19 protein-coding genes are annotated in these 22,822 nt (G+C 52.8%); 15 read left to right on the plus strand and 4 right to left on the minus strand.

The window, feature by feature from the left end:
- Positions 1–5: 5 nt before the first annotated feature.
- The 9 genes from NSQ24_RS12525 (at position 6) to NSQ24_RS12565 (ending at position 12,762) form a co-directional block, all read left to right on the plus strand.
- Positions 6–1,082 carry a glycosyltransferase gene (locus NSQ24_RS12525; protein WP_003387018.1) on the plus strand — a complete coding sequence of 359 codons (1,077 nt, stop codon included), beginning with the start codon at positions 6–8 and terminating at the stop codon, positions 1,080–1,082.
- 9 nt (positions 1,083–1,091) lie between these two features.
- Positions 1,092–2,381 carry a UDP-glucose/GDP-mannose dehydrogenase family protein gene (locus NSQ24_RS12530; RefSeq protein WP_003387017.1) on the plus strand — a complete coding sequence of 430 codons (1,290 nt, stop codon included), beginning with the start codon at positions 1,092–1,094 and terminating at the stop codon, positions 2,379–2,381.
- 123 nt (positions 2,382–2,504) lie between these two features.
- Entirely contained in the window at positions 2,505–4,316 is a 1,812-nt protein-coding gene (gene pepF / locus NSQ24_RS12535; RefSeq protein WP_172921107.1) for an oligoendopeptidase F, read from the plus strand.
- Between the two features lie 276 nt (positions 4,317–4,592).
- Positions 4,593–5,816, plus strand: coding sequence for an efflux RND transporter periplasmic adaptor subunit (locus NSQ24_RS12540; RefSeq protein ID WP_003387015.1), 1,224 nt, complete (start codon positions 4,593–4,595; stop codon positions 5,814–5,816).
- Positions 5,817–5,818: 2 nt separating this feature from the next.
- Complete coding sequence (locus tag NSQ24_RS12545) at positions 5,819–8,902, plus strand: efflux RND transporter permease subunit (RefSeq protein WP_339167913.1); 3,084 nt, start codon at positions 5,819–5,821, stop codon at positions 8,900–8,902.
- A 199-nt stretch (positions 8,903–9,101) separates the two neighbouring features.
- Positions 9,102–9,890 carry an SDR family oxidoreductase gene (locus NSQ24_RS12550; protein ID WP_003387013.1) on the plus strand — a complete coding sequence of 263 codons (789 nt, stop codon included), beginning with the start codon at positions 9,102–9,104 and terminating at the stop codon, positions 9,888–9,890.
- A 43-nt stretch (positions 9,891–9,933) separates the two neighbouring features.
- On the plus strand, positions 9,934–10,425 hold the full coding sequence (locus NSQ24_RS12555) for a YajQ family cyclic di-GMP-binding protein (RefSeq protein ID WP_003387012.1): 492 nt from the start codon (positions 9,934–9,936) through the stop codon (positions 10,423–10,425).
- 84 nt (positions 10,426–10,509) lie between these two features.
- Positions 10,510–10,983: a hypothetical protein gene (locus tag NSQ24_RS12560; protein ID WP_339167917.1), complete on the plus strand. Its 474-nt coding sequence runs from the start codon at positions 10,510–10,512 to the stop codon at positions 10,981–10,983.
- 120 nt (positions 10,984–11,103) lie between these two features.
- Entirely contained in the window at positions 11,104–12,762 is a 1,659-nt protein-coding gene (locus NSQ24_RS12565; protein WP_003387009.1) for an AMP-binding protein, read from the plus strand.
- 111 nt (positions 12,763–12,873) lie between these two features.
- On the opposite strand, the gene leuD is transcribed toward NSQ24_RS12565, so the two are convergent.
- Both leuD and leuC read right to left on the minus strand, forming a co-directional pair.
- Positions 12,874–13,464 (minus strand): 3-isopropylmalate dehydratase small subunit, encoded by a 591-nt coding sequence (gene leuD, locus NSQ24_RS12570; RefSeq protein WP_003387008.1) that lies wholly within the window; start codon positions 13,462–13,464, stop codon positions 12,874–12,876.
- Positions 13,461–14,891 carry a 3-isopropylmalate dehydratase large subunit gene (leuC, locus tag NSQ24_RS12575; RefSeq protein WP_003387007.1) on the minus strand — a complete coding sequence of 477 codons (1,431 nt, stop codon included), beginning with the start codon at positions 14,889–14,891 and terminating at the stop codon, positions 13,461–13,463. The genes leuD and leuC overlap by 4 nt, the downstream gene beginning before the upstream one ends.
- 114 nt (positions 14,892–15,005) lie before the next feature.
- Between leuC and NSQ24_RS12580 the strand changes: the two genes are divergently transcribed.
- The 5 genes from NSQ24_RS12580 (at position 15,006) to NSQ24_RS12600 (ending at position 19,157) form a co-directional block, all read left to right on the plus strand.
- Positions 15,006–15,893: a LysR family transcriptional regulator gene (locus NSQ24_RS12580; RefSeq protein WP_003387006.1), complete on the plus strand. Its 888-nt coding sequence runs from the start codon at positions 15,006–15,008 to the stop codon at positions 15,891–15,893.
- Between the two features lie 86 nt (positions 15,894–15,979).
- A complete protein-coding gene (locus tag NSQ24_RS12585; RefSeq protein ID WP_003387005.1) occupies positions 15,980–16,321 on the plus strand; it encodes a thioredoxin family protein in 342 nt (113 codons plus the stop codon).
- Between the two features lie 37 nt (positions 16,322–16,358).
- Complete coding sequence (locus tag NSQ24_RS12590) at positions 16,359–17,285, plus strand: RluA family pseudouridine synthase (RefSeq protein ID WP_251255726.1); 927 nt, start codon at positions 16,359–16,361, stop codon at positions 17,283–17,285.
- A 41-nt stretch (positions 17,286–17,326) separates the two neighbouring features.
- Positions 17,327–18,418, plus strand: coding sequence for a YheC/YheD family protein (locus NSQ24_RS12595; protein WP_003387003.1), 1,092 nt, complete (start codon positions 17,327–17,329; stop codon positions 18,416–18,418).
- A 289-nt stretch (positions 18,419–18,707) separates the two neighbouring features.
- On the plus strand, positions 18,708–19,157 hold the full coding sequence (locus tag NSQ24_RS12600) for a hypothetical protein (protein WP_024985026.1): 450 nt from the start codon (positions 18,708–18,710) through the stop codon (positions 19,155–19,157).
- A 101-nt stretch (positions 19,158–19,258) separates the two neighbouring features.
- Here NSQ24_RS12600 and NSQ24_RS12605 read toward each other — a convergent pair whose 3' ends face one another.
- Positions 19,259–20,707 (minus strand): amidase family protein, encoded by a 1,449-nt coding sequence (locus NSQ24_RS12605; protein WP_031933281.1) that lies wholly within the window; start codon positions 20,705–20,707, stop codon positions 19,259–19,261.
- A 145-nt stretch (positions 20,708–20,852) separates the two neighbouring features.
- Complete coding sequence (locus NSQ24_RS12610) at positions 20,853–21,794, minus strand: rhodanese-related sulfurtransferase (protein WP_339167924.1); 942 nt, start codon at positions 21,792–21,794, stop codon at positions 20,853–20,855.
- 276 nt (positions 21,795–22,070) lie between these two features.
- Between NSQ24_RS12610 and NSQ24_RS12615 the strand changes: the two genes are divergently transcribed.
- Positions 22,071–22,712: a hypothetical protein gene (locus tag NSQ24_RS12615; protein WP_003386999.1), complete on the plus strand. Its 642-nt coding sequence runs from the start codon at positions 22,071–22,073 to the stop codon at positions 22,710–22,712.
- Positions 22,713–22,822 lie beyond the last annotated feature (110 nt).

Raw genomic sequence — 22,822 nt, forward strand, 5'->3', positions numbered from 1 at the left:
TTGACATGCAACGGGTACTAGTCTACCGCCGCAAGTTTCTCCCTAAAAGCGAAACGTTTATTTATGAGCAATTGATCGGACACAAGCGCGTACAGACTGCCGTATTGGCCCGGCAAAAGCACTTTAACCGAAAGCAGTTTCCGTATTCCCCGGTATATGTGAAAAAGCGGTTCAAGGGACTTGCCCAGTGGTTGAAAAAAAAGAAATTCGGCTGTTTGCACGCCAGGTTCGGTCCGGCTGGAGTGGAAATACTTCCCTATGCCCGCAAGGCAAAGCTGCCGTTGATCACCTCCTTTCACGGCTTCGATGCAACGAAGCGCGTCAGGGAAAGCAGCGCCTACCGCCGTCAATTAAAAAAGCTGTTTCGCAAAGGAACAGCTTTTACCGTCGTCAGCGACCATATGAAAAAACGTCTCGTTCGGCTCGGTTGTCCGAAACACAAGATCACTTTGATTCGCTCCGGCATTGACTTCAATAAATTCCCGATGCTACCGCAGCATCCTGTAAAAAATGGGGCTTTTCGTCTTTTGAGCGTCGGCCGTCTGACGGAGAAGAAGGGGATGGATACGCTGATCAAAGCGTTTTCCCGTGTGGTGAGTCAATACCCGAACGCGACGCTGACGATTGTCGGAGACGGCGAAGAGAAACAAAAGCTGCGGCGGATGATTAAAAAGCGAAAACTCGGCGGGAGCGTCAAGCTTCGCGGCGCGATGCCCCATCGGGAGGTCCAGCGGGAGCTGGCGAACTGCCATCTTTTCGTGATCGCATGCAAGACAGCCAAAAACGGCAATCAAGAGGGGATTCCCAATGTTTTGATGGAAGCGATGGCAAGCGGACGTCCGGTCATCTCGACCTATCATGCCGGTATTCCGGAATTGGTTGAGCACGAGGTTACCGGTTATCTGGTGCCGGAAAAGTCTCCCGGCCGTTTGGCAAAGATGATTCAGCATGTGTTGGGCCGAACGGATGAGTGGCCAGCCATTGCCGCAAGGGCCAGAGCCAAGGTAGAAAGCAATCACGACATTCAAAAACAGCGCGCCAGGCTGGAAGATTTATATGTGAGCGTGCTGAAAAAACGATGAGGTGAAGGAATGAATGTAGCCGTCATTGGAACGGGTTATGTCGGATTAAACACGGCTGTTTCCCTTGCCTTGCACGGTCATCGAGTCGTCGGAATCGACGTGGACGAAGAAAAAGTAAAGCAATTAAAGCAGCGACACTGCCCCATCTATGAGCCGGGGCTGGAAGAGGCCATGCGATCCGTGATGGATCAGGGGAATCTTCACTTTGACCATACATTGAATGGGGAAGCCAAGGAAGCGGACATTTTGTTTATCTGCGTGGGGACCCCTGAATCGGCAGACGGTTCGGCTGATCTCGGGTATCTGTTTGCCGTGGTAGAAGATGTGAGGGCCGTGTACGCCAGCAATCCGGTGAGACGAGGAGTCGTCATCAAAAGCACAGTACCGGTGGGGACGGGAGACCGGGTGGCGGAGCTTCTCGGAGATTGCAAGGAGCTCCACGTCATTTCGAATCCGGAGTTTTTGCGCGAGGGAAGTGCCCTGCAGGATGCCTTGAACCCGTCGCGCATCGTGATCGGAGCAGAGTCGGCGGCAGCGTTTTCCTTGATGGATGAACTCTACGAAGGCTATTCTTGCCCTATGGTAAAAACGACCCGCCGAACTGCCGAGCTGATCAAGTACGCGTCCAATGCGTTTCTTGCCACACGCATTTCCTTCATGAACGAATTGGCCCGGCTCAGTACGGTATTGGGCACGGACATCGAGACGGTCGCACGCGGGATGGGGCTGGACAGCCGGATCGGCCCCGAGTTTTTGCGAGCCGGGATCGGTTATGGCGGATCATGCTTTCCGAAAGACACCATAGCCCTCTTGCAAGTGGGAAAAAGAAACGGAGTGAAATTGAGCATTCTCGAACAGGTGCGAGAAGTAAACCGCACACAGCCGGAATGGTGCGTTCAGCTTATCCGTGAACAATTGGGCGGCTTGCATGGGAAACGGGTTGCCGTTTTGGGGCTGTCTTTTAAGCCGGATACGGACGACATCCGTGAATCGCGGTCACTCCCTATCATCAAGCAGCTGCTGCACGAAGGGGCAATCGTTTCCGCGTATGACCCGATCTCGATGGAGACGGTGGCAAAGCTGTATCCACAGGTCAGCTATGCAGACGACATCTACGCCACGCTGACTGGTGCAGATGCAGCATTGCTCGCTACGGAATGGAAGCAATGCGTGAACCTCGATTGGCAAAAAGCAAAAGCCGTGATGGCCAAACCGGTGCTATTCGACGGAAGGAATGCCTGGCCGTCGGAGCTTGTCAAGCAGTACGGTTTTGCCTATCAGGGAGTGGGAAGAAGCTGACTTTGCCTCCATGGAAAGTCGGCTTCTTGCTCGTATATTGATTTGAACCCGGTGCAAGAATACGCTACGATAATACATATGGATTGTTTTGCCACCCGAAACGAATGCGAGGAGTGAGTGATATTGAATAAAAGCAAAACGTTGCCAAAGCGCAATGAGGTGCCTGCGGAATTCAAATGGCGTTTGGAAGATATGTACGCGAGCGACAGCGATTGGGAAAAAGACGTGCAAACAGTGAAGCAACTGGCCGAGAGAATCGCTACCCAAAAAGGCAAGCTGGGCAGCTCCGGAGAACAGTTGCTCGAAACGCTGCGCCTCCAGGATGAACTGCTGAAGACGCTTGACCAGGTATACGTTTACGCCCGGATGCGCCGCGACGAGGACAATACGAACAGCACCTACCAGGCGCTGACGGATCGGGCGACGACGCTCAGTACACAAGTATACGGAGCCATTTCGTACATACAGCCGGAGATTTTGGGCATTCCGCAAGAAGAGCTGGAGAAATGGCTGAAAGAAGTGCCAGGTCTCGAGCATTACCGCATTCTTCTGGAGGAAATCACGCGGTTCAAACCGCATACGCTTTCGGCTGAAGAAGAGGCGATTATGGCCAATGTAAGCGAGCTTGCTTCCGCGCCCTCCAAAATTTACGGCATGCTGAACAATGCAGACATCAAATTTCCGATGATCACGGATGAAAACGGGGAAGAAGTCGAACTGACCAAAGGCCGCTATGTGCAGTTTATGGAAAGCAAGGACCGCCGCGTCCGCCGTGAAGCGTTCGAGGCTCTGTATGCCACATACGGGAAGCATCGCAATACGATTGCAGCCTCCCTCACGTCCGCAGTCAAGGCTGACGTGTTTTACGCCCGCACGCGCAAGTACCCGTCGGCCATTTACGCGGCCCTGTTTGCCGACAACGTCGATCTGTCCGTCTACGACAACCTCATTTCTACGATTCGCGAGCATCTGCCGCTCATGCATCGCTACATCGCGCTGAGAAAGAAAATGCTGGCGGTAGATGAGCTGCACATGTACGATTTGTATGTTCCCATTGTCCCTGAGGTTGATATGAAGATCCCGTACGAGCAAGCCGTGGAGACGATCAAGGAAGCGCTCAAGCCGCTCGGAGATGAGTACGGCAGCGTGCTGGCTGAAGGGTTTTCAAATGGCTGGGTCGATGTCTACGAAAACGAAGGAAAGACGAGCGGAGCGTACTCCTGGGGTGCGTACACATCTCACCCGTACGTCCTGATGAACTACCAGGACAACGTCAACAACATGTTTACGCTAGCCCACGAAATGGGGCATGCCCTGCACAGCTACTACTCCCATAAGGAACAGCCGTACACCTATTCGGACTACAAGATTTTTGTCGCAGAGGTGGCTTCCACGCTGAATGAAGCTCTGCTCATGGACCATCTGCTGGAAACGACGACTGACAAGCAGCAGCGGATGTATTTGCTCAACTACTACCTGGAGCAGTTCCGCGGGACTGTGTTCCGGCAGACGATGTTTGCCGAATTTGAAAAGCTCGTGCATGCCAAGACAGAGCAGGAAGAACCGCTTACCGCAGACAGCTTGAGCGAATTGTACAGAGAGCTGAATGTCGCCTACCACGGTTCAGATATGATCGTTGACAAGGAAATCGATCTGGAATGGGCGAGAATTCCTCACTTCTATCGCAACTTTTACGTCTATAAGTACGCTACCGGCTTCTCGGCAGCGACCTCCCTCGCCAAGCAAATTCTTGAGGAGGGCAAGCCCGCTGTAGACCGCTATCTGCAATTCCTCAAAAGCGGAAGCTCCGACTATCCGCTGGAATTGTTGAAGAAAGCTGGCGTGGACATGACGTCTCCGGAACCGATCCGCGAAGCGTTGGCTGTGTTCGCAAAGAGACTGGAAGAGATGGAACAGCTCATCGGCCAAGCATAACCGCTATTAGGCAGCAAGTCGATAAACGAGTGTAAAACCAGGGAATTGTCCCTGGTTTTTTTATTTCTTAACGCGAAACGACACAAATCAGACACATTTTTGGAGAGAAGAGGTAATTTTTCAAGTATCTATTTCGTAATGACTGAAGGGGAAAGGATACCAGAGCCCCTCCGTCTCAAGGCGGAGACGAAGTTCCATCCGCTGGCTGTTTTGAAAAGGATGGAAAAACTGGCACAATACCCTTGGGAATGATTGTTACGATTTGGAGGAATTTTCGTGAAGAGACGCGCATCCATTCTACTGGCCATCGTTGTACTAACGACCGCCGGGTGCGGGCCGGGAGCTTCCGAACCGGCAGCACAGCAAGAAACAAAAGCAAAAGTAGTCGAAGTATTTACAGTCAGGAAGTCGACAGATCCCGTACTGTTGACGACGACGGGGTTGGTGGAAGCCAAAAGAGAGGCGATTCTGCAGTTCGGCACTTCAGGAACCGTTTCTTCACTGCCAGTTGGCAAGGGGAGCAAAGTTTCGCAAGGCCAGTTGCTGGCCAGCCTCGATACCCGCTATTACCAGAAAGAAGTGGAAGCGGCTGCCGGCCAGGTGGAAGAAGCAAATGCCCGCAAGGTAAAAACACTGAAAGGCGCATCGGAAGAATCCATTCAAAAACAGCGGCTGCAGGTCCAAAGCTCCCAGCAGGATTTTGACAAAGCCAGCCAGGATGTCCTGCTGGGAGAAAAGCTGTTCGCCGGAGGAGCCATTTCCCAAAGTGAGCTTGACGATCGTCGACGGGCCAAAGACCAGGCGCAAATACAATTGCAGAACGACAAGCTCGCTCTGGAAGAGCTCCTGCGTGGCGCAGAGCCGGAGGATGTGATTGTCGCCAATGCCTCCATCAAGCAGGCTGCGGGGCAAGTAGAACGGGCGAAAAAGACGCTTAATGATACAAAAATTGTCGCTCCGTTCGCAGGCATGGTTGTGGATGTTTCCAAGCAAGTCGGGGAGCTGGCATCTCCGGGCGAGCAAGTGATTCAGATCGTCGACCTGTCCGATGTGAAAGTCACGCTGGATGTCGCGAACGACGTCATCGGCCAGTACCAGGAAAACGCGAAAGTCCAGGTCGTGGGAGAGGACGGCAAAAAAAGTGAAGGAACGATCAGCTTTGTATCACCTGTCGTTGACAAACAGACGGGAAAATACCGTGTCGAGGTAACTGTGCCCAACCCGCAAGGCCAATGGAAGGGCGGAATGGTGGCAACGGTTGAAATTCCCCGCAAGCTGAACGGCTTTCTCGTACCGCTTGAAAGCGTCGGGGTCTCCCAATCCGAGTATTACGTCATGGCTGTTGAAAATGGATTGACCGTTAAGCGGCCGGTCAAAACGGGCCAGATGGTGGGAGATCGGATCGAGGTGCTGTCGGGAGTCAATGATGGCGACCAGCTTCTGCGCTCCGGCATCACGTTCTATGTAGAAGGGCAAAAAGTGGAGGCGAAAGGGGAATAGGCATGGAAAAGATTATTCTCTTTTTGCTGAAACGACGGCTGATTGTCTATCTGTTCACCTTTCTCATCACTATTGCCGGTCTCGGCGCCTTGTTTAGCTTTAATATCGAGCTCGTACCGAAAACCAATTTGCCGCAGATCTCCGTCCGGATATCCGGCGGGTCGCTGCCTCCTGAAGAAATGGAGGAAAAGATCACCAAGAAGGTCGAGCAGGAGATCAAGTCAATGGCAGGCGTGAAAGAATACTCCTCGACAACAGGCACCGGCTCGGTCACAATCCGGGTTACCGCCGAGGAAGGGGAAGGAGAACGCGTCAAGCAGGACGTTCAAAACGCCGTTAACAGGCTTCGCAATAATTTTCCTAAAAACGTAGATACCGTCAATGTCATGCAAGACAACCTGGGTGACGAGATGTTGATTGAATACGCCATGGTCGGAGCAGAACCGAAGGCGATGCTCAGTTTGGCAAAAACATCAATCAAGGATCGGATCGAGGATGTTCCCGGGGTAAAGGAAGTCGAAGTATCGGATCGAAGCTTTGAAAACAAGATTACGGTCACGTTGCGACCAGAGCGCTTGGCTGCTTATCACGCCACTCCGTCGGGGGTAATTGACCAGCTCCAGGCAACCAACTGGAAGCAAGCGGTGGGGACCCTCGAAAATACCGGGTTCGATACAGTCGTAATGATTGACAACTCGTACACGACAGCTCAGGAATTGAGTCAACTTGCGATCGATACACCAAAAGGAACCGTTACGTTGGACCAATTGGCGATAATCGATGACATGCGCGGAAAAGTAAAGGACTTCGTCGCCTTGACGGATGGACAGGTGTTTGTAAACCTCAGCGTCAAACGTGCGGAAGGCAGCGACTTGATCTCCACGCAGGCAAAAGTGGAAGAGGTTGTCAAACAAATCAACGCCGAAGCAAACGGGCAGTATCAGCTAAAGGTGATGATCGAAGCTGTCTCCTATATCGATCACGCTGTCACCAATTTGAGCCGTGATGTGATCATCGGCGGTGCTCTGGCCATTTTGGTCTTGCTCGTTTTTCTGCGCAATTGGCGGGTGACATTGGTGATCGCCACGACCCTGCCCTTGTCGGCCATGATGACCTTTATCGCGATGAAGGCAGGCGGCTACAATATCGATATGATCAGCTTGCTCTCGCTCAGCTTGTCCGTAGGTCTGATCGTCGATGCCGCGATCGTGGTTCTGGAATCCATTTATCAGTTTCGGGAAAAAGGGGAGCCCATCACCCAGGCGATTGTAAAAGGGACTCGCGAGGTCATGACTCCCGTGTTTACCTCCCAGCTGACGATCATTGTCGTATTTTTGCCGCTCGTGCTGGCGGATTTTGAAAGCTGGCTCAAGCCGATTTTAGGTGCCATCGCTTTTACGGTTACGGCTGCAATCACAGCTTCGACATTGGCCGCGTTCTTCTTTGTTCCTGTCTTCTCTGACCGTTTCCTCAAGAACGACAAGAAGGTATCTTTGGAAGGAGAAGGCAAGGAGCACTTCATTGTCCGGGCGTTTACGAATCTGTTGAGAAAAGCGCTGCGTCACCGGATCAAGACGATCATGCTTGCCGTGAGCCTGTTTGTCGGTTCCTTTTTCTTGATGCCGTTCATGAAGATGGGGCAGGGCATCAATCCAAATGAAAATATGGTGTTCGCTTCGATCACCATGCCGACAGGCTCGACGCTGGAGAACACCCAGAGAGCCGCTCTGGACGCGGAAACAACGCTTCGCGAGCTGCCGGACGTCAAGGATGTCTTCTTTTTCGCAAGCAAAGAAAACGCAGAGCTGTTTTTGATGCTGAAAGGAAAAAAAGAGAGACAGCAAGGGAAAGACGAGCTGACGCTGGAGATAAATGAGCGGCTTCAAGCGATTCAGGGAATCGAGAGCATTACCACCTCTTTTGGCAGCCAGGGAGGAGCTGCACCGGTACAGCTCGATATTACCGGAGAGGACATGGAGAAAATGCGTCAAATCGCAGGCGAAGTGGAAGGCATGCTTGCGACGATACCAGGCGTCTCCAATATCCGCAATGACTTTAAAGAAGGCAAAGAAAAAGTCACTCTGCTCCCGAAGCAGGAGGCGTTGGCCCGGATGCAGGTCGATCATCGCTCGCTTCTGCAGCAGATCAGCATGTTGATCGGGGATCAGCCGGTGACGACCATTACGACAGATGGCATTGAAGTAGATGTGGTAGCCAAAATGCCGGAGGGCTGGCTAAAGCATCCGGAGCAGCTCAATCAGATCATGATCACGTCCAAAACAGGCGCAGAGGTGCCTTTGGGCGATCTGGTAGAATGGCGTTACAGCAAATCGCCGGTTACGATCACGCATGAAAAAGGCGAGCGGATCGTCACTGTCTCCGCGGAGCTGCTGGGCAGCGACCTGGGTACGGTCGGCCGGCAGATCAACGAAAAGCTTCCGCAGCTTGCCGTCCCGGCAGGGTATCAAGTGGAGATTGCCGGCAAACTGAAGGAGCAAAGCTCTACCATGACCCAAGGTCTCTTTGTCTTCCTCGGTGTGATCGCGCTGATTTACGTGATCATGGTGGCCCAGTTCGGCCGCATGTCTCAACCGTTCATTATTATGCTGACCATTCCGATGGCCTTAGTCGGTGTGATTCTCGGGTTCGTGCTGACCCAGCGCGTCTTTGGGGAGATGGCCATGATCGGGATGATCATGCTGGTCGGTATCGTAGTGTCCAACGCCATCCTGCTCATTGACCGGATCAATCTGCTTCGCGAGCGGGGAATGGAATTGGGAGAAGCGATCGTCCAAGGGACAAAAGACAGGGTGCGTCCCGTTATCATGACCAAGCTGACTGCCATCCTGGGCATGCTGCCGATGGGGCTGGCAGTAGCGGAGGGCTCCGATCTGGAAGCGCCGCTTGCCACAGCGGTCATATCCGGTTTGGTCTTCCATACGATCGTGACACTCGTATTGGTGCCGGTGCTCTACTCGCTGTTCGAGAACGCGAAAGCGCGGCGCCTGGCTCGCAAGCAGACTCGTGAGGCCAAACGCTTGGCCAAACGACTGTCCAAGGCAGAAATACAGCCGACGGACACTTAGCTGCTTGGATGTGAAAAAGAAATGGATGTAAAAAAGAAACGAATAATAGTGAAGAAGCGGAGCGACAGTTCCGCTTCTTTTCTTCTTTTCGGAAGTACAGTTCCTGCGTTTCCTGTACTAGGCGTTTGTCAGATATTTCTGTAGAATGAAGAAAGAAAATGGCAGCATGCCAAATTGTAGCTGGGAGGGGAAAGGTTTCATGGATCTTCATTTGCAAGGAAAGACAGCGATTGTTTTGGCTTCGACGAAAGGTTTGGGAAAAGCGACAGCGCTTTGTCTTGCCGCTGAAGGCGCCCATGTTGCGATTTGCGGGCGGGATGAAGCAGCATTATCCGCTACATACGAAGAAATTCGGGAGGCCACCGGAAAAGAAGCGCTGGCGGTCGTCGCCGACGTGACCAAATCGGAGGACATCGAGCACCTGGTCAAGGAGACAGTCGCCCGCTTTGGAACGGTGGACATACTGATCAACAACGCAGGCGGCCCTGCAGCAGGCACGTTTGATCAAATGACTGATGAGCATTGGCAGGCCGCTTTTGAATTGAACCTGCTCAGCTTTGTTCGCGCAATCAGAGCCGTTTTGCCGCATATGCGCCAGCAGAAATTCGGCAGGATCGTCAATTTCGCCTCCTCGTCGTTTAAACAGCCGTTGGAGAATTTGATCCTGTCCAACACCTTTCGCACGGGAGTCCTCGGCTTGGCCAAAAGCTTGGCATCCGAGCTTGGGCCGGACGGTATTCTCATCAATACGATCGGCCCTGGCCGCATTGCCACCGACCGTGTCGCTTCCCTGGATAAGCTGCGGGCGCAGTCACTTGAGATTGATCCGGAAGACGTAAAAAAGAGCATGGAAGCGATGATCCCGCTGGGACGCTACGGCGATCCCGAAGAATTCGCGCGGATGGCAACGTTCCTCGCTTCTCCCGCCAACAGCTATGTGACGGGTCAAGCGTTTCTCGTAGACGGAGGTTTGGTAAAAGCGATTTGATAGTCATTTGGTAGTAGGAATTTTGTGAAAAAGGGGAATCCGAATGAGTAAAGAGAGCTCTTTCGATATTGTTTCCAAAGTAGATCTGGCAGAAGTGACGAATGCGATCCATACCGCTTTGAAAGAGATTGAGACGCGCTTTGATTTCAAAGGGAGCAAAAGCAGCATCAGTTTGGAGAAAGAAGAGATCGTTCTCATCTCTGATGACGAGTTCAAGCTCGGCCAGGTCAAAGATATTCTCATCGGCAAGCTGGTGAAGCGCAATGTTCCGGTGAAAAATCTCGAGTACGGAAAAATGGAACCGGCGGCAGGGGGGACGGTTCGGCAGCGTGTCAAGCTTGTGCAGGGCATCGACAAGGACAATGCCAAGAAGATCGCCAGCATTATCAAAGAAACGGGCGTAAAGGTAAAGTCCCAGATTCAGGATGACCAGGTCCGCGTCGTCGGAAAAAGCAAGGACGAGCTTCAACTGGTGATCGCTGCGATTCGCAAGGCGGATCTGCCTATCGAGGTGCAATTTATCAATTACCGCTAAAAGTTTCGCTTCTATCTCTCTTTCTTTCTGCGTATGCATGTACTAATTGGTGGTGACAAGCATTTGCGAAAGGGAGAGTAGAATATGAAGGTCTTTATCGTCAGTTTGCGAAACCTTATTTTGGGCGGCATTGTATTTCTGATCGTACTGGTTGCCGGCATTGTACTGTTGGTGAAGGACCCGCTTAATGTCTCTGATTCCTACAGGATGCAAGATCCCGGTATCCCTGCTTCTGCTATGCCCATAACCCAGCCTGCAGGTACAGAAAAACCATCGCTCAATCTGGATATCCAGGTAGAGGGGAACACAGCGGAAGTTTCGCTCCTGACGCAGAACTTCCAATTCGTGGGTGATAAAGGGGAGCTGGAACCGCAGGCGGTTTTTGGCCAAGGCCACGCTCATCTCTATCTGAACGGAGAAGCCAAGGGAATGATTTATCAGCCGGAATTTCTGCTGAAAAAACTCCCCAAAGGCACGCACGAGCTCCGGGTAGAGCTGAATTACAGCAATCACTTGCCCTACAAGATCGAAGCAGTCAAAACATTCGAGGTCAAATAAGGGAGCGTTCCGCCAGGGGACGCTTTTCTTTTTGCGCCCGAGAAGGAATAAGCTGGGAGGAGAGCGAATCAAATGAAAAATAATGCGGAATAGTCAGAAAAAATGAATGGAGGGCTATGAATGCTGCGTTCCATCACGATTGGCGACCTGTTGGATGAGACGGCAGGACGGTTCCCGCAAAAGGATGCCGTCGTCTACCCAGAGAAGGGGCTCCGTTACTCCTACGCCCAGTTTCAGGAGATTTGCAATCAGGCTGCCAGAGGCTTTCTTTCACTCGGGATCAACAGAGGGGAGAATATTGCGATCTGGGCGACGAATGTCCCGGAGTGGGTAATCTCTCAATTTGCGACGGCGAAAATAGGCGGCGTCCTGGTGACGGTAAACACCAGCTATCGGGTGCACGAGCTGGAGTATCTCCTGCATCAATCAGAGGCCACCACCTTGCTTTTGATCGATTCGTACCGAGATGCCAGCTATCTGGAAATGATCAAGGAAATATGTCCGGAGCTGGATCACTGCAAGCCAGGGGAGCTGCGGTCGGAACGCCTGCCCCATCTGCGAAACGTCATTTATTTGGGCGAGGAGCGCCAGCCGGGCATGTTCCTGTGGAGCGATATTCTGAGTCTCGGAGCCGAAGCCTCCGACGAGGAAAGGATAGCCCGCCAGCAGTCGCTTCATCCCGATGACGTGATCAATATGCAGTACACCTCGGGAACGACAGGTTTTCCGAAGGGCGTCATGCTGTCTCACGTCAATATTGTCAATAATGCGATCAAGGTGGCGGAATGCCAGCGGCTGGATGAAACAGACCGTATCTGCATTCCCGTGCCTTTTTTCCACTGCTTCGGCTGCGTGATGGGAACGCTTGCGAGCGTAGCGACTGGAGCGACGATGGTTCCTGTCATCGCGTTTGATCCGGAAATCGTGCTGGATGTCGTAGAGCAGGAGCGGTGTACGGCGTTGTACGGGGTTCCGACGATGTTTATCGCCGAACTGAATCATCCTTCTTTTCCCGGGCGCGACTTGAGCTCGCTTCGCACCGGCATCATGGCTGGCTCGCCATGTCCCATCGAGGTGATGAAAAATGTGGTAGAGAAAATGGGAATCCGCGAAATTACGATTGCCTATGGACAGACGGAATCTTCGCCGGTCATTACACAGACGAGGCCGGATGATTCCATCGAGCGTCGCGTTACGACAGTCGGGCGGGCCCATGATGAAGTAGAGGTCAAAATCATCGACCCGGTCACCGGAGAAACTGTGCCGCCCGGTGTGCAGGGAGAGCTTTGCACGAGGGGCTATTTGGTGATGAAGGGGTATTACAACATGCCCGAGCATACCGCAAAAGCGATCGACCACGAGGGCTGGCTGCATACGGGAGATTTGGCTACCGTGGATGAAGACGGATACTATCGGATCACGGGCCGGTTAAAGGATATGATTATCCGCGGAGGGGAAAACATCTACCCGCGGGAAATCGAGGAGTTCCTGTACACACATCCAAAGGTGCTGGATGTGCAGGTTGTCGGGGTCCCGGACGCCAAGTACGGAGAGCAGGTGTTGGCCTGCATCAAGGTGAAGCCGGGAGAAGAATTGACGGAGGAAGAGCTGCTCGCCTACTGCGAAGGGAAGATAGCCCGTTTCAAGGTGCCGCGCTATATCCAGTTTGTGTCGGAATACCCGATGACGGCGTCAGGCAAGATTCAGAAGTATAAGCTGCGTGAACAGGCGATTTCCGCATTCGGTCTGGAAACGGAGGACGGGATCGAGACTGCCTGACGGGGAAGGGGAGCGGACTTTACTTTCTCGCAAGACTCTTCTATGATGATGATGGTAAAAAACAGCGAAGGCAAGGAGTATCCTTTGCCTTCGCACTGTTTTTTTGCGCGATTATGCGCGTTTTTTCGCTTCGTATGCAGCAATCTTGTCTTCGTACTGAAGCGTGATGCCGATATCGTCAAGACCGTTCAGCAAGCAGTAACGGCGGTAGGAGTCCACCTCGAACGGATAGGACAGGCCGTCGCTATCCTTGACCACTTGCTCCTGCAGGTCGATTGTCAGTTCGTAGTTGTCCTTGCTTTGCGCACGGGAGAACAGCTCTTGCACTTGCTCTTCACTCAGTTTGATCGGCAAAATGCCGTTCTTGAAGCAGTTGTTGTAGAAAATATCAGCAAACGACGGCGCGATGACAACGCGGAAGCCGTAGTCGAGCAAAGCCCAGGGGGCATGTTCCCGGGAAGAGCCGCAGCCGAAGTTGTTCCGGGCCAAAAGCACGGTAGAGTTTGCGTATTTCGGTTGATTGAGCACAAAAGAATCAATAGGCTGGCCGTCAGCAGTAAAGCGCCATTCGTAGAAGAGGAATTGGCCAAAGCCAGTGCGTTCGATGCGCTTCAGAAATTGCTTCGGAATGATCGCGTCTGTATCCACGTTTACACGATCGAGCGGTGCTACCAGTCCTGTATGGATGACAAATGGGTTCATTGGAATACCTCCTTGTTCACGCCTTCACGCTTCCATTCGCGTACGTCTACGAAGTGGCCGGCAATCGCCGCAGCGGCAGCCATTTCCGGACTGACCAGATGGGTACGGCCGCCGCGTCCCTGACGACCCTCGAAGTTGCGGTTGGAGGTGGAAGCGCAGCGCTCGCCTTCTTGCAAAATGTCCGGGTTCATCGCAAGACACATGGAGCAGCCGGATTCGCGCCATTCAAAGCCAGCTTCTTGAAAAATCAGGTGGAGTCCTTCTTGCTCGGCTGCCTGCTTGACGGCCTGGGAGCCGGGGACGACCATCGCGTGTACGTGGGAAGAGACTTTGCGGCCTTTTGCCACTTCAGCTGCACGGCGCAGGTCTTCAATACGGCCGTTCGTACAGGAACCGATAAAGACGCGGTCGATCTTGATCTCACTCATCGGAGTCCCAGGCGTCAGCCCCATGTAGGAGAGGGCGTCCTGAGCAGCCTTGCGCTGTGCTGCCGTCTCAAAAGAATCAGGATGCGGCACTGTGCTGGTGATGTCTGTACCCATTCCCGGGCTGGTTCCCCAAGTGACCTGCGGGGCGATTTGGCTCGCGTCGATTTCTACATAGTGGTCGTAAGTCGCTCCCGGATCTGTGCAGAGCTGTTTCCACTGTTCGACTGCAGCCAGGAAATCTTCTCCCTGCGGTACGTGGCGCTTGCCCTTCAGATAGGCAAAAGTGGTTTCGTCAGGAGCGATCAGACCAGCGCGGGCACCGGCCTCAATAGACATATTGCATACAGTCATGCGCTCTTCCATCGTCAGCTTGCGAATGGCATCGCCGGTGTATTCGATGACGTATCCGGTCGCGAAGTCTGTTCCGTATTTTGCGATGATGGCCAAAATTAAGTCTTTTGCGCTTACTCCATACGGCAGATCGCCCACTACACGGACTTCAAGCGTTTTCGGTTTGGACTGCTGCAGGCATTGCGTGGCCAGCACGTGCTCTACTTCGCTGGTGCCAATCCCGAAAGCGAGTGCGCCAAACGCGCCGTGCGTGGAGGTATGGCTGTCGCCGCACACGATCGTTTTTCCCGGGTGTGTCAGGCCAAGCTCGGGACCGATGACGTGCACAATCCCTTGATCAGGGCTGTTCAGGTCGGCGAGCGTAATTCCGAATTCTTTGCAGTTTGCGGTCAGCGTCTCCATTTGCTGACGAGAGATCGGATCTTTGACATTGAAGCGGTCCGCTGTCGGGACGTTGTGGTCCATCGTAGCGAATGTCAGATCCGGGCGGCGGACTTTTCGTCCGGCGAGGCGGAGACCCTCGAAAGCTTGGGGCGAAGTCACTTCGTGTACGAGGTGCAGGTCGATATACAGAAGACTTGGTTTGCCGGCTTCCTCATGGATTACATGAGAGTCCCAGATTTTCTCAAACATAGTGCGAGGTTTCATAAGGGTAATCCTCCTTCGTTCAAAACTCTTATCAAGGTTGTATCATGGCAATAGAAATAGTTCAAAGATATAATTATTATGAGATGGATAGTTTTTGCCTATTGGGAGGTCCTCATGGAGTTACGACAGATTCGTTATGTGCTCGCAGTCGCGGAAGAACGGAGCTTTTCACGCGCTGCCAGCCGTTTGCATTTGGCACAGCCTTCGCTTAGCCAGCAAATCGCCAAATTGGAAAAAATACTGGGAGTTCCCCTGTTTCACCGCCTGCCTCAGCACGTAGAGCTGACCGATGCCGGACAGAGGTTTGTCCAGGTTGCCCAAACATTGGTCGACATGGCGGAGGGCCTGGAGAGGGAAATGCGCTCCTATGCTGTAGGAGAGAGCGGGAAGCTGCTGGTCGGCAGCCTGCCGATTACGGGGGCGTATGTCTTGCCGAGAGTCATTCCCGATTTTACCCGCCAGTTTCCCGGCGTAGAGCTTCAATTGATTGAAGAAACCTCCAGCCATCTCGAGCATTTGCTCGTACGGGGAAAGATAGATATCAGTCTGCTGACGATGCCGATCACTGATCCTACACTGGAGACGATACCGGCGATTCACGAAGAGATATTTCTCGCCGTCCCGCCGCAGCATCCGATCGCAGGGCAAAAGGAAGTGGATCTGGCAGAGCTTGCGGGACAGCCGTTTATCCTGCTGAAGGAAGGTCAAGGTTTTCGCACGATTTCGCTCAGGCTTTGCGAAGAGGCGGGATTCCGCCCGCGAATCGTCTTTGAAAGCACCAACATCCAGACGGTACAGTCGCTCGTAGCAGCGGGCATGGGACTTTCTTTTGCGCCACGGATGATTTCGCTCGCTCCCGGAACGACCGAGCATCCTGTTTACGTGCGGTTGGCGAGAAGGCCGTTTCGCACGCTCGTCGTGGCATACCGCAAGGACCGGCCGTTGTCCCGACCGGCGGAAGCCTTTGTGAAATGCCTGGTTGAACAAAAAAACCATTTTTAAACGACACTTCACGCTTCCAGAAAAAAGACAAACATGTTTAGCTGTGCTACACTATAGCCAGATAAAACCAGAGGAGGGCAAGTTCGATGAAAGAAATCAAGACAGAAGCTGAATTTCAAGAACAAATTGCTCAGGAAAAACCGGTTGTCGTGAAATTTTATACGGATTGGTGCCCGGATTGCCATCGAATCGATCCGTTCATGCCTGCTGTCGAAGAGGCGTATAAGGACAAGCTGGATATGGTAGCAATCAATCGGGATACATTGCCAGAGCTGTCACAGCAGCTGGAGGTGTTTGGCATCCCGAGCTTTATCGCGTTCTCCAAAGGAAAAGAACTCGTCAGATTCGTAAGCAAGCTCGGCAAGAGCCGCGAAGAGATCGAGCATTTCCTCGATCGGGCGATTCAGGTGAGCGAGACGCTGGAATAACCGAGACGAAGAGATCGGCTGTGGGGGATAACCTCTGATGATAGCAATGAAAAAACAAGGAGAATGGCTGATCGGGACGATCCCCGATGAAGTCGACGGACTTGGAATCGGCAGCTTGCTCCGGGAACACTGGAAGTGGCCGAAAAAGCAGGTTCATCTGCTTTTTCAGCATAAAGAGGTTTGGCTGGAAGGAAATCCGGCTGCCCAACACGTCAAGGTAGCGGCCGGGCAGGAAATCAAGGTCAGGGCCTGTGCCCCGGAACCTTTTGGTCTGGACCCCTCGCCAGAAAAGCTGCAGGTACTGTATGAAGACGATCATCTGCTGATCGTAAACAAGCCGGCAGGGATGCTGCTGCACCCGACGGAGAAATTCCATAAAAAAACGTTGGATCATCTTGTCGCCGGCCATTTTGAACGGACTGGCGTCGCGGCGCGTGTCCGCCATGTTCATCGGCTTGATCAGGAGACGTCAGGGGTTGTGATGTACGCCAAGCATGCACTCGCCTCTGCTCTATTGGACGAACATCTGCGCGAGCGAAAAATCAAGCGGCACTACATTGCCTATGTTCACGGGAGGCTGTCAAAGGAAAGCGGGACGATCTCCGAGCCGATCGGGAAGGATCGCTTTCACTCCAACCGCAGGAGAGTGACTCCCACCGGGGATGCTGCAGTCACTCACTATCGGGTAACAGAGCGCTTCGAAACGGCGACAAAGCTGGAATGCGAGCTGGAGACGGGACGAACCCATCAGATACGGGTCCATCTCAGCTATGTGGGCTTTCCGTTGATCGGAGATACGCTCTATGGCGGAAAGGAAATGTTCGTGAAACGGCAGGCGCTGCATGCAGCAATTCTCAGGTTTTCCCATCCGTTCGGAATGGAGACGCTCGAAGTATCTGCAGCCCTGCCGCCCGACCTGCAGCAGCTGGAGTCCAGGCTTCGTCATTCGCCAATGCAAGGGTAGCTGAATAAACTGCCAGGGAAGGAAGCAGAAAGGGTGTTGAGATGAAACGACCCATTATTGGCATACTGACCTGGCGGGAGGGCAAGTCTTTTGCAGAACCGAGCTATTTTCGCAAAATGATTCGGGCAGGGGAGGAGCTCGGGTGTACCGTGTTTTTGTTCTCGCCCCCGGACGTATCGGCAAACGGAAAGCAAATTCGCGGATTCATCCCTGCGGCTCGCGGCTGGCAGGCGCGAATCTTTCCCCGACCGGATGCCGTGATCGACCGGTATCGCTACACGCCGACAGACGCTTTCAAACGGTATGTGGCATTCCGCCGAACAAGCGACCTGTTGTATACAAACAATCGGCTCGCGAACAAGTGGAAGGTTCACGAGGTACTGGTGAAAGACAGCCGGATGCACCGGTGGCTGCCGGAAACGGTTCTGTACAATCGGCTTAACTTGCAGAAAATGTTGGCGCGCCACCCGTTGCTCTATGTGAAGCCGGCAAATGGAACGGGCGGACGCAATATCCTCAGTGTCGAAAAGACCTCGCAGGGCTACCATCTGCTGGGAAGGGATAAGCAGCGGGCCAAGGTGTCCATGGTGATCAAGCAGCTGGAGTCTGTCCAAGCCAGAGTGAAAAGCTGGGCAACCCGCGACAAGTACATCGTACAGCAAGGGCTTTATCTTAATCTGGTACCCGGCAGGGCTGTCGACATGAGGCTTCTGATCCAGAAAAACGGAGAGGGCTTGTGGAGCATTACAGGCGCGGGGATGCGGGTCGGCGGAGCGAAGAGCGCCACCTCCAATCTCCACGGCGGCGGCAGGGCGGTTCCCGTGAAGTCGTTCCTTGCAGCTACATTTGGCGAGCAAAAGACGAATGAAATTATACGAGATTGTGAGCAGCTAGCGTACCAGACAGTCGAGACGCTGGAAAATCACTTTGGGCGCATGATGGAGATGGGATTGGACATCGGGATCGATGTCAAGGGACGCGCATGGTTGATTGAGGTAAATCCGAAGCCGGGAAGAGAAATCTTCCGCGAAATGGGCATGCTTGGCCAATACAAGGACGCAATCAAAAGACCGATCCAGTACGCCATGCATCTAGCAAAGACCCAGTCGGGAAAAAGAGCGGCAACCAACTGACAAAGCGGCGCGATCACAGCGCCGTTTTTCCATTGAATAGCGTCCCTGGCTATGAGGAGCGTCCTTGGGTATGAGAGCATCGGCAAAAGGGAGAACGACTGTCCGGTGCTTGCTTCTGTTTCTCGCAAAAAATGGGGCGTGGAATCGTATTTTTGTAACAAACAGGCCTCTTATTCGTAATTGATAACAGAACGTGCAGCTTAGATTCGCTTTTGACCAGCAAGCTTTCGAAAAGATGATTTAGCCGCGCTCCCTTTTGGACAGAATGGGAAAGAAGGAGTTGATCGACATGGAGCAGCTGATCCAATTGGCAACAGATTACTGGCCGATCGCGGTAGGCGCTGTACTGGTTATTGTGATCCTGCAAATGATTGTGAAGAGTTTGTTTCGGATCGTCTCAGTCGTGGTCGCGATCGGTGTCATACTCGTACTCGTTTTTGAGTTTTCCCCCGAACAGGTGATCGATATGGGGCGGTCTGCCGTTCAGACGACGCAGGGCGCCTTGGAGAAGACCGTCGTTCCGTTGCTGGAGAAGGAGCTGAAGGATGCGGCGATCACGTTCCACGAGGACGGCAGCTATGTAATGAAGACAAAGAGCATCCAGATTACGGGGAAAAAGGGAGATTCGAAGGCGACGATCCAATACGGTGACAACAGCTGGGAAGCGGATGTCAGCATTCTGGGGGAATTGTTCCAGGACAAGCTGAACAAGGCGGAATCCTCGCTAAAAACGATGTAGAACAGATAGGACTGTTCTTGTGAGTAACAAAACGGGGCTGGTTTGGACAGGGTCATAAGACCGTCCAGACAAGCCCTGTTTGTTTTTTAGGCAGTTGCTGGCTACCCTTGTAATTGAGGCGGAACCCGCAGCAAGCTCGCCTGTTCAAACGAGTACCCGATGCGGATCAGAAGAGGCTCGCTGTACGCTCTGCCCGTAAACATGATGCCGAATGGATTCCCTGATGGTTCATAGCCGGCAGGCAGGGAGATGGAGGGGTATCCGGCCTTGGCAGCGATATCCGCGCCAAAATCATGGGGGAAGAGCAGGCAGTCCAATTGGTGCTGGTCAAAAGCAGCGTCCAATCCTTCCGTGCGGGATTGCCTCAGATCCCGGAGGCGACTGTCCAAGTATTCCGCTTCAGTCAAGCTGCCGCCCGTTTGATCCGCTTTTTCCAGGATGTCTTGGCCGTAGCGCAAGGCTGCATCAGCGTTTTCCTTGTTCCATTCGATTATGTCGCCAAGCGTTCGTATGGAAAAAGAGGCGGGAAGTCGGGACAAATAAGCGTTTACGCCTGATTTAAACTCGTAGTAGAGAACACTAGAGTCCCATGTTTCCTGTTCGGAGGGAATGCGGATATTCTCGACCAATATTGCTCCCTGCTCCTGAAGAATGCGAAGGACCGCTTCAAATAATGGCCTTTGGTCATCTGTCATCACGTCGTCGGCAAAAGTACGGACGACGCCGATGCGAGCGCCGCGCAAGCCGCTTTTGTCCAAAAACGGGGTGTAGTCCGTATATGAGCGTCCCGCGCTTGCTCCCGTAGCAGGATCCTCGCTGTCTACTCCTGTCAATGCACCAAGCAGAATCGCTGCATCTTCAACGCAAAGGGCCATCGGTCCAGCCGTATCCTGGCTCGTGGCGATCGGGATGATTCCTGTTCGGCTGACAAGACCCAATGTTGGTTTGATTCCGACAAGCGAGTGGTTGGCAGATGGATTGAGGATCGAGCCTGACGTTTCTGTCCCGACTGCAGCGGCAGCAAAGCCTGCTGCGATGGCGGCTCCCGAACCGGAGCTGGAGCCTCCCGTGTCAAATCGACCGGGGCCGTATGGGTTGCGTACCTGTCCACCGCGCGAGCTGTAGCCGTTGGGCATGGCAGTCGAGATGAAATTGGCCCACTCGGTCATGTTTGTCTTGCCGAGAATAATCGCTCCGGCTGATCGCAACTGCTGCACGACGAATGCATCGCGTCCGGCGTAGGAGTCTGCGAGGGCAAGCGAGCCTGCTGACGTATGCATCTGATCGGCTGTCGCAATATTGTCTTTGATCAAGACGGGAATGCCATGCAACGGGCTGCGTGGTCCGCGGATCAGCCGCTCTCTGTCCAAAGCGTCGGCGATATGCAAGGCATCGGGATTAAGCTCAGAAATGGCATTCAGGCCCGCTCCTCGTTTATCATGGGCTGCTATGCGCTCCAAATAGGCAAGAGTGAGTTCTCTGCTTGTCGTGAAGCCGCCGGCAAGCGCCTTTTGCAGTGTTCGAATACCGGCTTCCAGCAGATCATTCATTGGAACTCCCCCTTTCATAAGGTCATTTGTATTATGTAAATCTTCGGGACGGAAGGTCAGAAAACCTTTTTGAGAGAGAGGAAAGAGGGCAGGTCTGTAAAAAACGAAAAGGCTGATCATCTTTTCGACGATCAGCCTCACATATTTATTCCTTTGCGCCAGCCGCTTGCAGGTTGGCTTTTTCTTCTTCGACGTATCGGTTGCGCGGATGCTCGCGGCACTCGTCGGAGCAGGAGCGCTTGTATTTGACTTCACACTCGGTGCAGCAGAAGTGCTGCTTGTTGCAGAACGGGTTGGCACAGTTGACATAGCGGTCTTCCGGCTTCCCGCAGTAGTAGCAGGAACTGATCACGACATCTTCTTCTGTCTGGTTGATCTTGACGGAGATGCGCTCGTCGAATACGTAGCACTTGCCGTCCCACAGACGTCCCTTCACCTCAGGGTCTTTTCCGTAAGTGACAATGCCGCCATGAAGCTGGTACACCTCTTCAAAGCCTTCCTTCATCAGAACACCGGTCAATTTTTCACAGCGGATACCGCCTGTGCAGTAGGTGAGAACCTTTTTGTCCTTGAATTGGCTCATGTTCTCGCGAATCCACTCGGGAAACTCGCGGGAAGATTCGACTTTCGGACGAATCGCTCCGCGGAAGTGGCCAAGCTCGTATTCGAATTCATTGCGGCCGTCCAGTACGACGACGTCGTCACGCTGGAGCATTTCATAAAATTCTTTCGGGCTCAAGTATTTTCCGGTCAGTTCAGTCGGATGGAAATCATCCTTGAGACGCCAGGTTACCAATTCTTTTTTCGCACGAACGAACATCTTTTTGAAAGCGTGTCCGTCGGCTTCATCTATTTTAAACCAGATGTCCGCAAAACGCGGATCTTTTCGGACAAATTCCATGTAAGCGTCGGTTTGTTCCACGGTTCCGGAAACAGTTCCGTTCAATCCTTCAGGGGCAACGATGATGCGTCCCTTCAGGCCGAGTTCTTTGCAAAAAGCGAGATGCTCAGCTGCATACTCCTCGTAATTGTCGAGATGGACATACTTGTAGTAAAGCAAAACGCGATACGGTTTTTGTACTTGCAATGTACAATTCACCCTTTCCAGTCTATTTGATTTTAATGGTGCAACCGTGATTATAGCACAGGTAAAAAGATTTTGCTGAGAAAAAGGCTGGATGGAAATGATTTTTTTTTTGACAATCGACTCTGATTGTGAAAGTGGAGAGGAAAACTTGGCAGCATGTGGAAACGAAAAGGAGGGTGGCTTGCGTCTAAGCCTATGAAGGCAATTGCAAGCCATTGGAAAGCTTAGAAATATAAGCCGGCGATACTTTTTCGTACATGTGGGGGGATAGCGCACATGAAGTCAGACAAAAAGGAAAACACGGAAAATAAGAGAGGGAGACTTGGTCAGGATGAGCCGGAAGTAACGGCAAAGCGGCAGAGGACGATAAAGCCGATCCTCTATGCGCTCGCAATCATCGTCCTGCTGGCACTGGCGAATCTCGCTTTTTCATCGATCGCAAACAAGGAGGACGAAGCGCAAGCGACAAATGCTCCTCTAGCGGATGCTCCGACGTTTGCCGTCGACTTTCTCAACGCCAAAGGATACAAGATCGAAGCCAGCCAAGGCTTGGTCTCCTCGTACACCTTAACAAAGGATTATCTGGCTAATGACGGGAGCCACGCATGGGCTTATCAGGCAGTAAACCCCGATGATTATCTGGGAAAAGAAATCAGCCTGTACAGGTTCATCGTATCCAACCATCCGCTCGATCTGGAGCTTCCGAATGACGAATACGACAAGACAGTCATCGTCTTGATGACCAGCGGCACTGAAGTAATCGGCGGCACCTCTATGCCGGACTCAAAAGAACCATTGGCAGGCGGTCCCTACAGCCTCGACGGGAAGACGCTGGAGGAAGTGACCGGGCTTTCGTTCCCGGAGTGGAGGGAAAAGTGGACACAGAAATACGGATCGCGTAAGTATATCAGTGAGTAAATCGAACCCGCTTCTACATTTTTGGTAGAGGCGGTTTTATTGTCTGCTCCTGAAACGAAAGGGACATTCAAGCATAGCGATGACAAGTCAACCAGAAATGAGACTCTTGT

The organism is Brevibacillus sp. FSL L8-0520 (assembly GCF_037963895.1).
Classification (GTDB): Bacteria; Bacillota; Bacilli; order Brevibacillales; family Brevibacillaceae; genus Brevibacillus; species Brevibacillus borstelensis.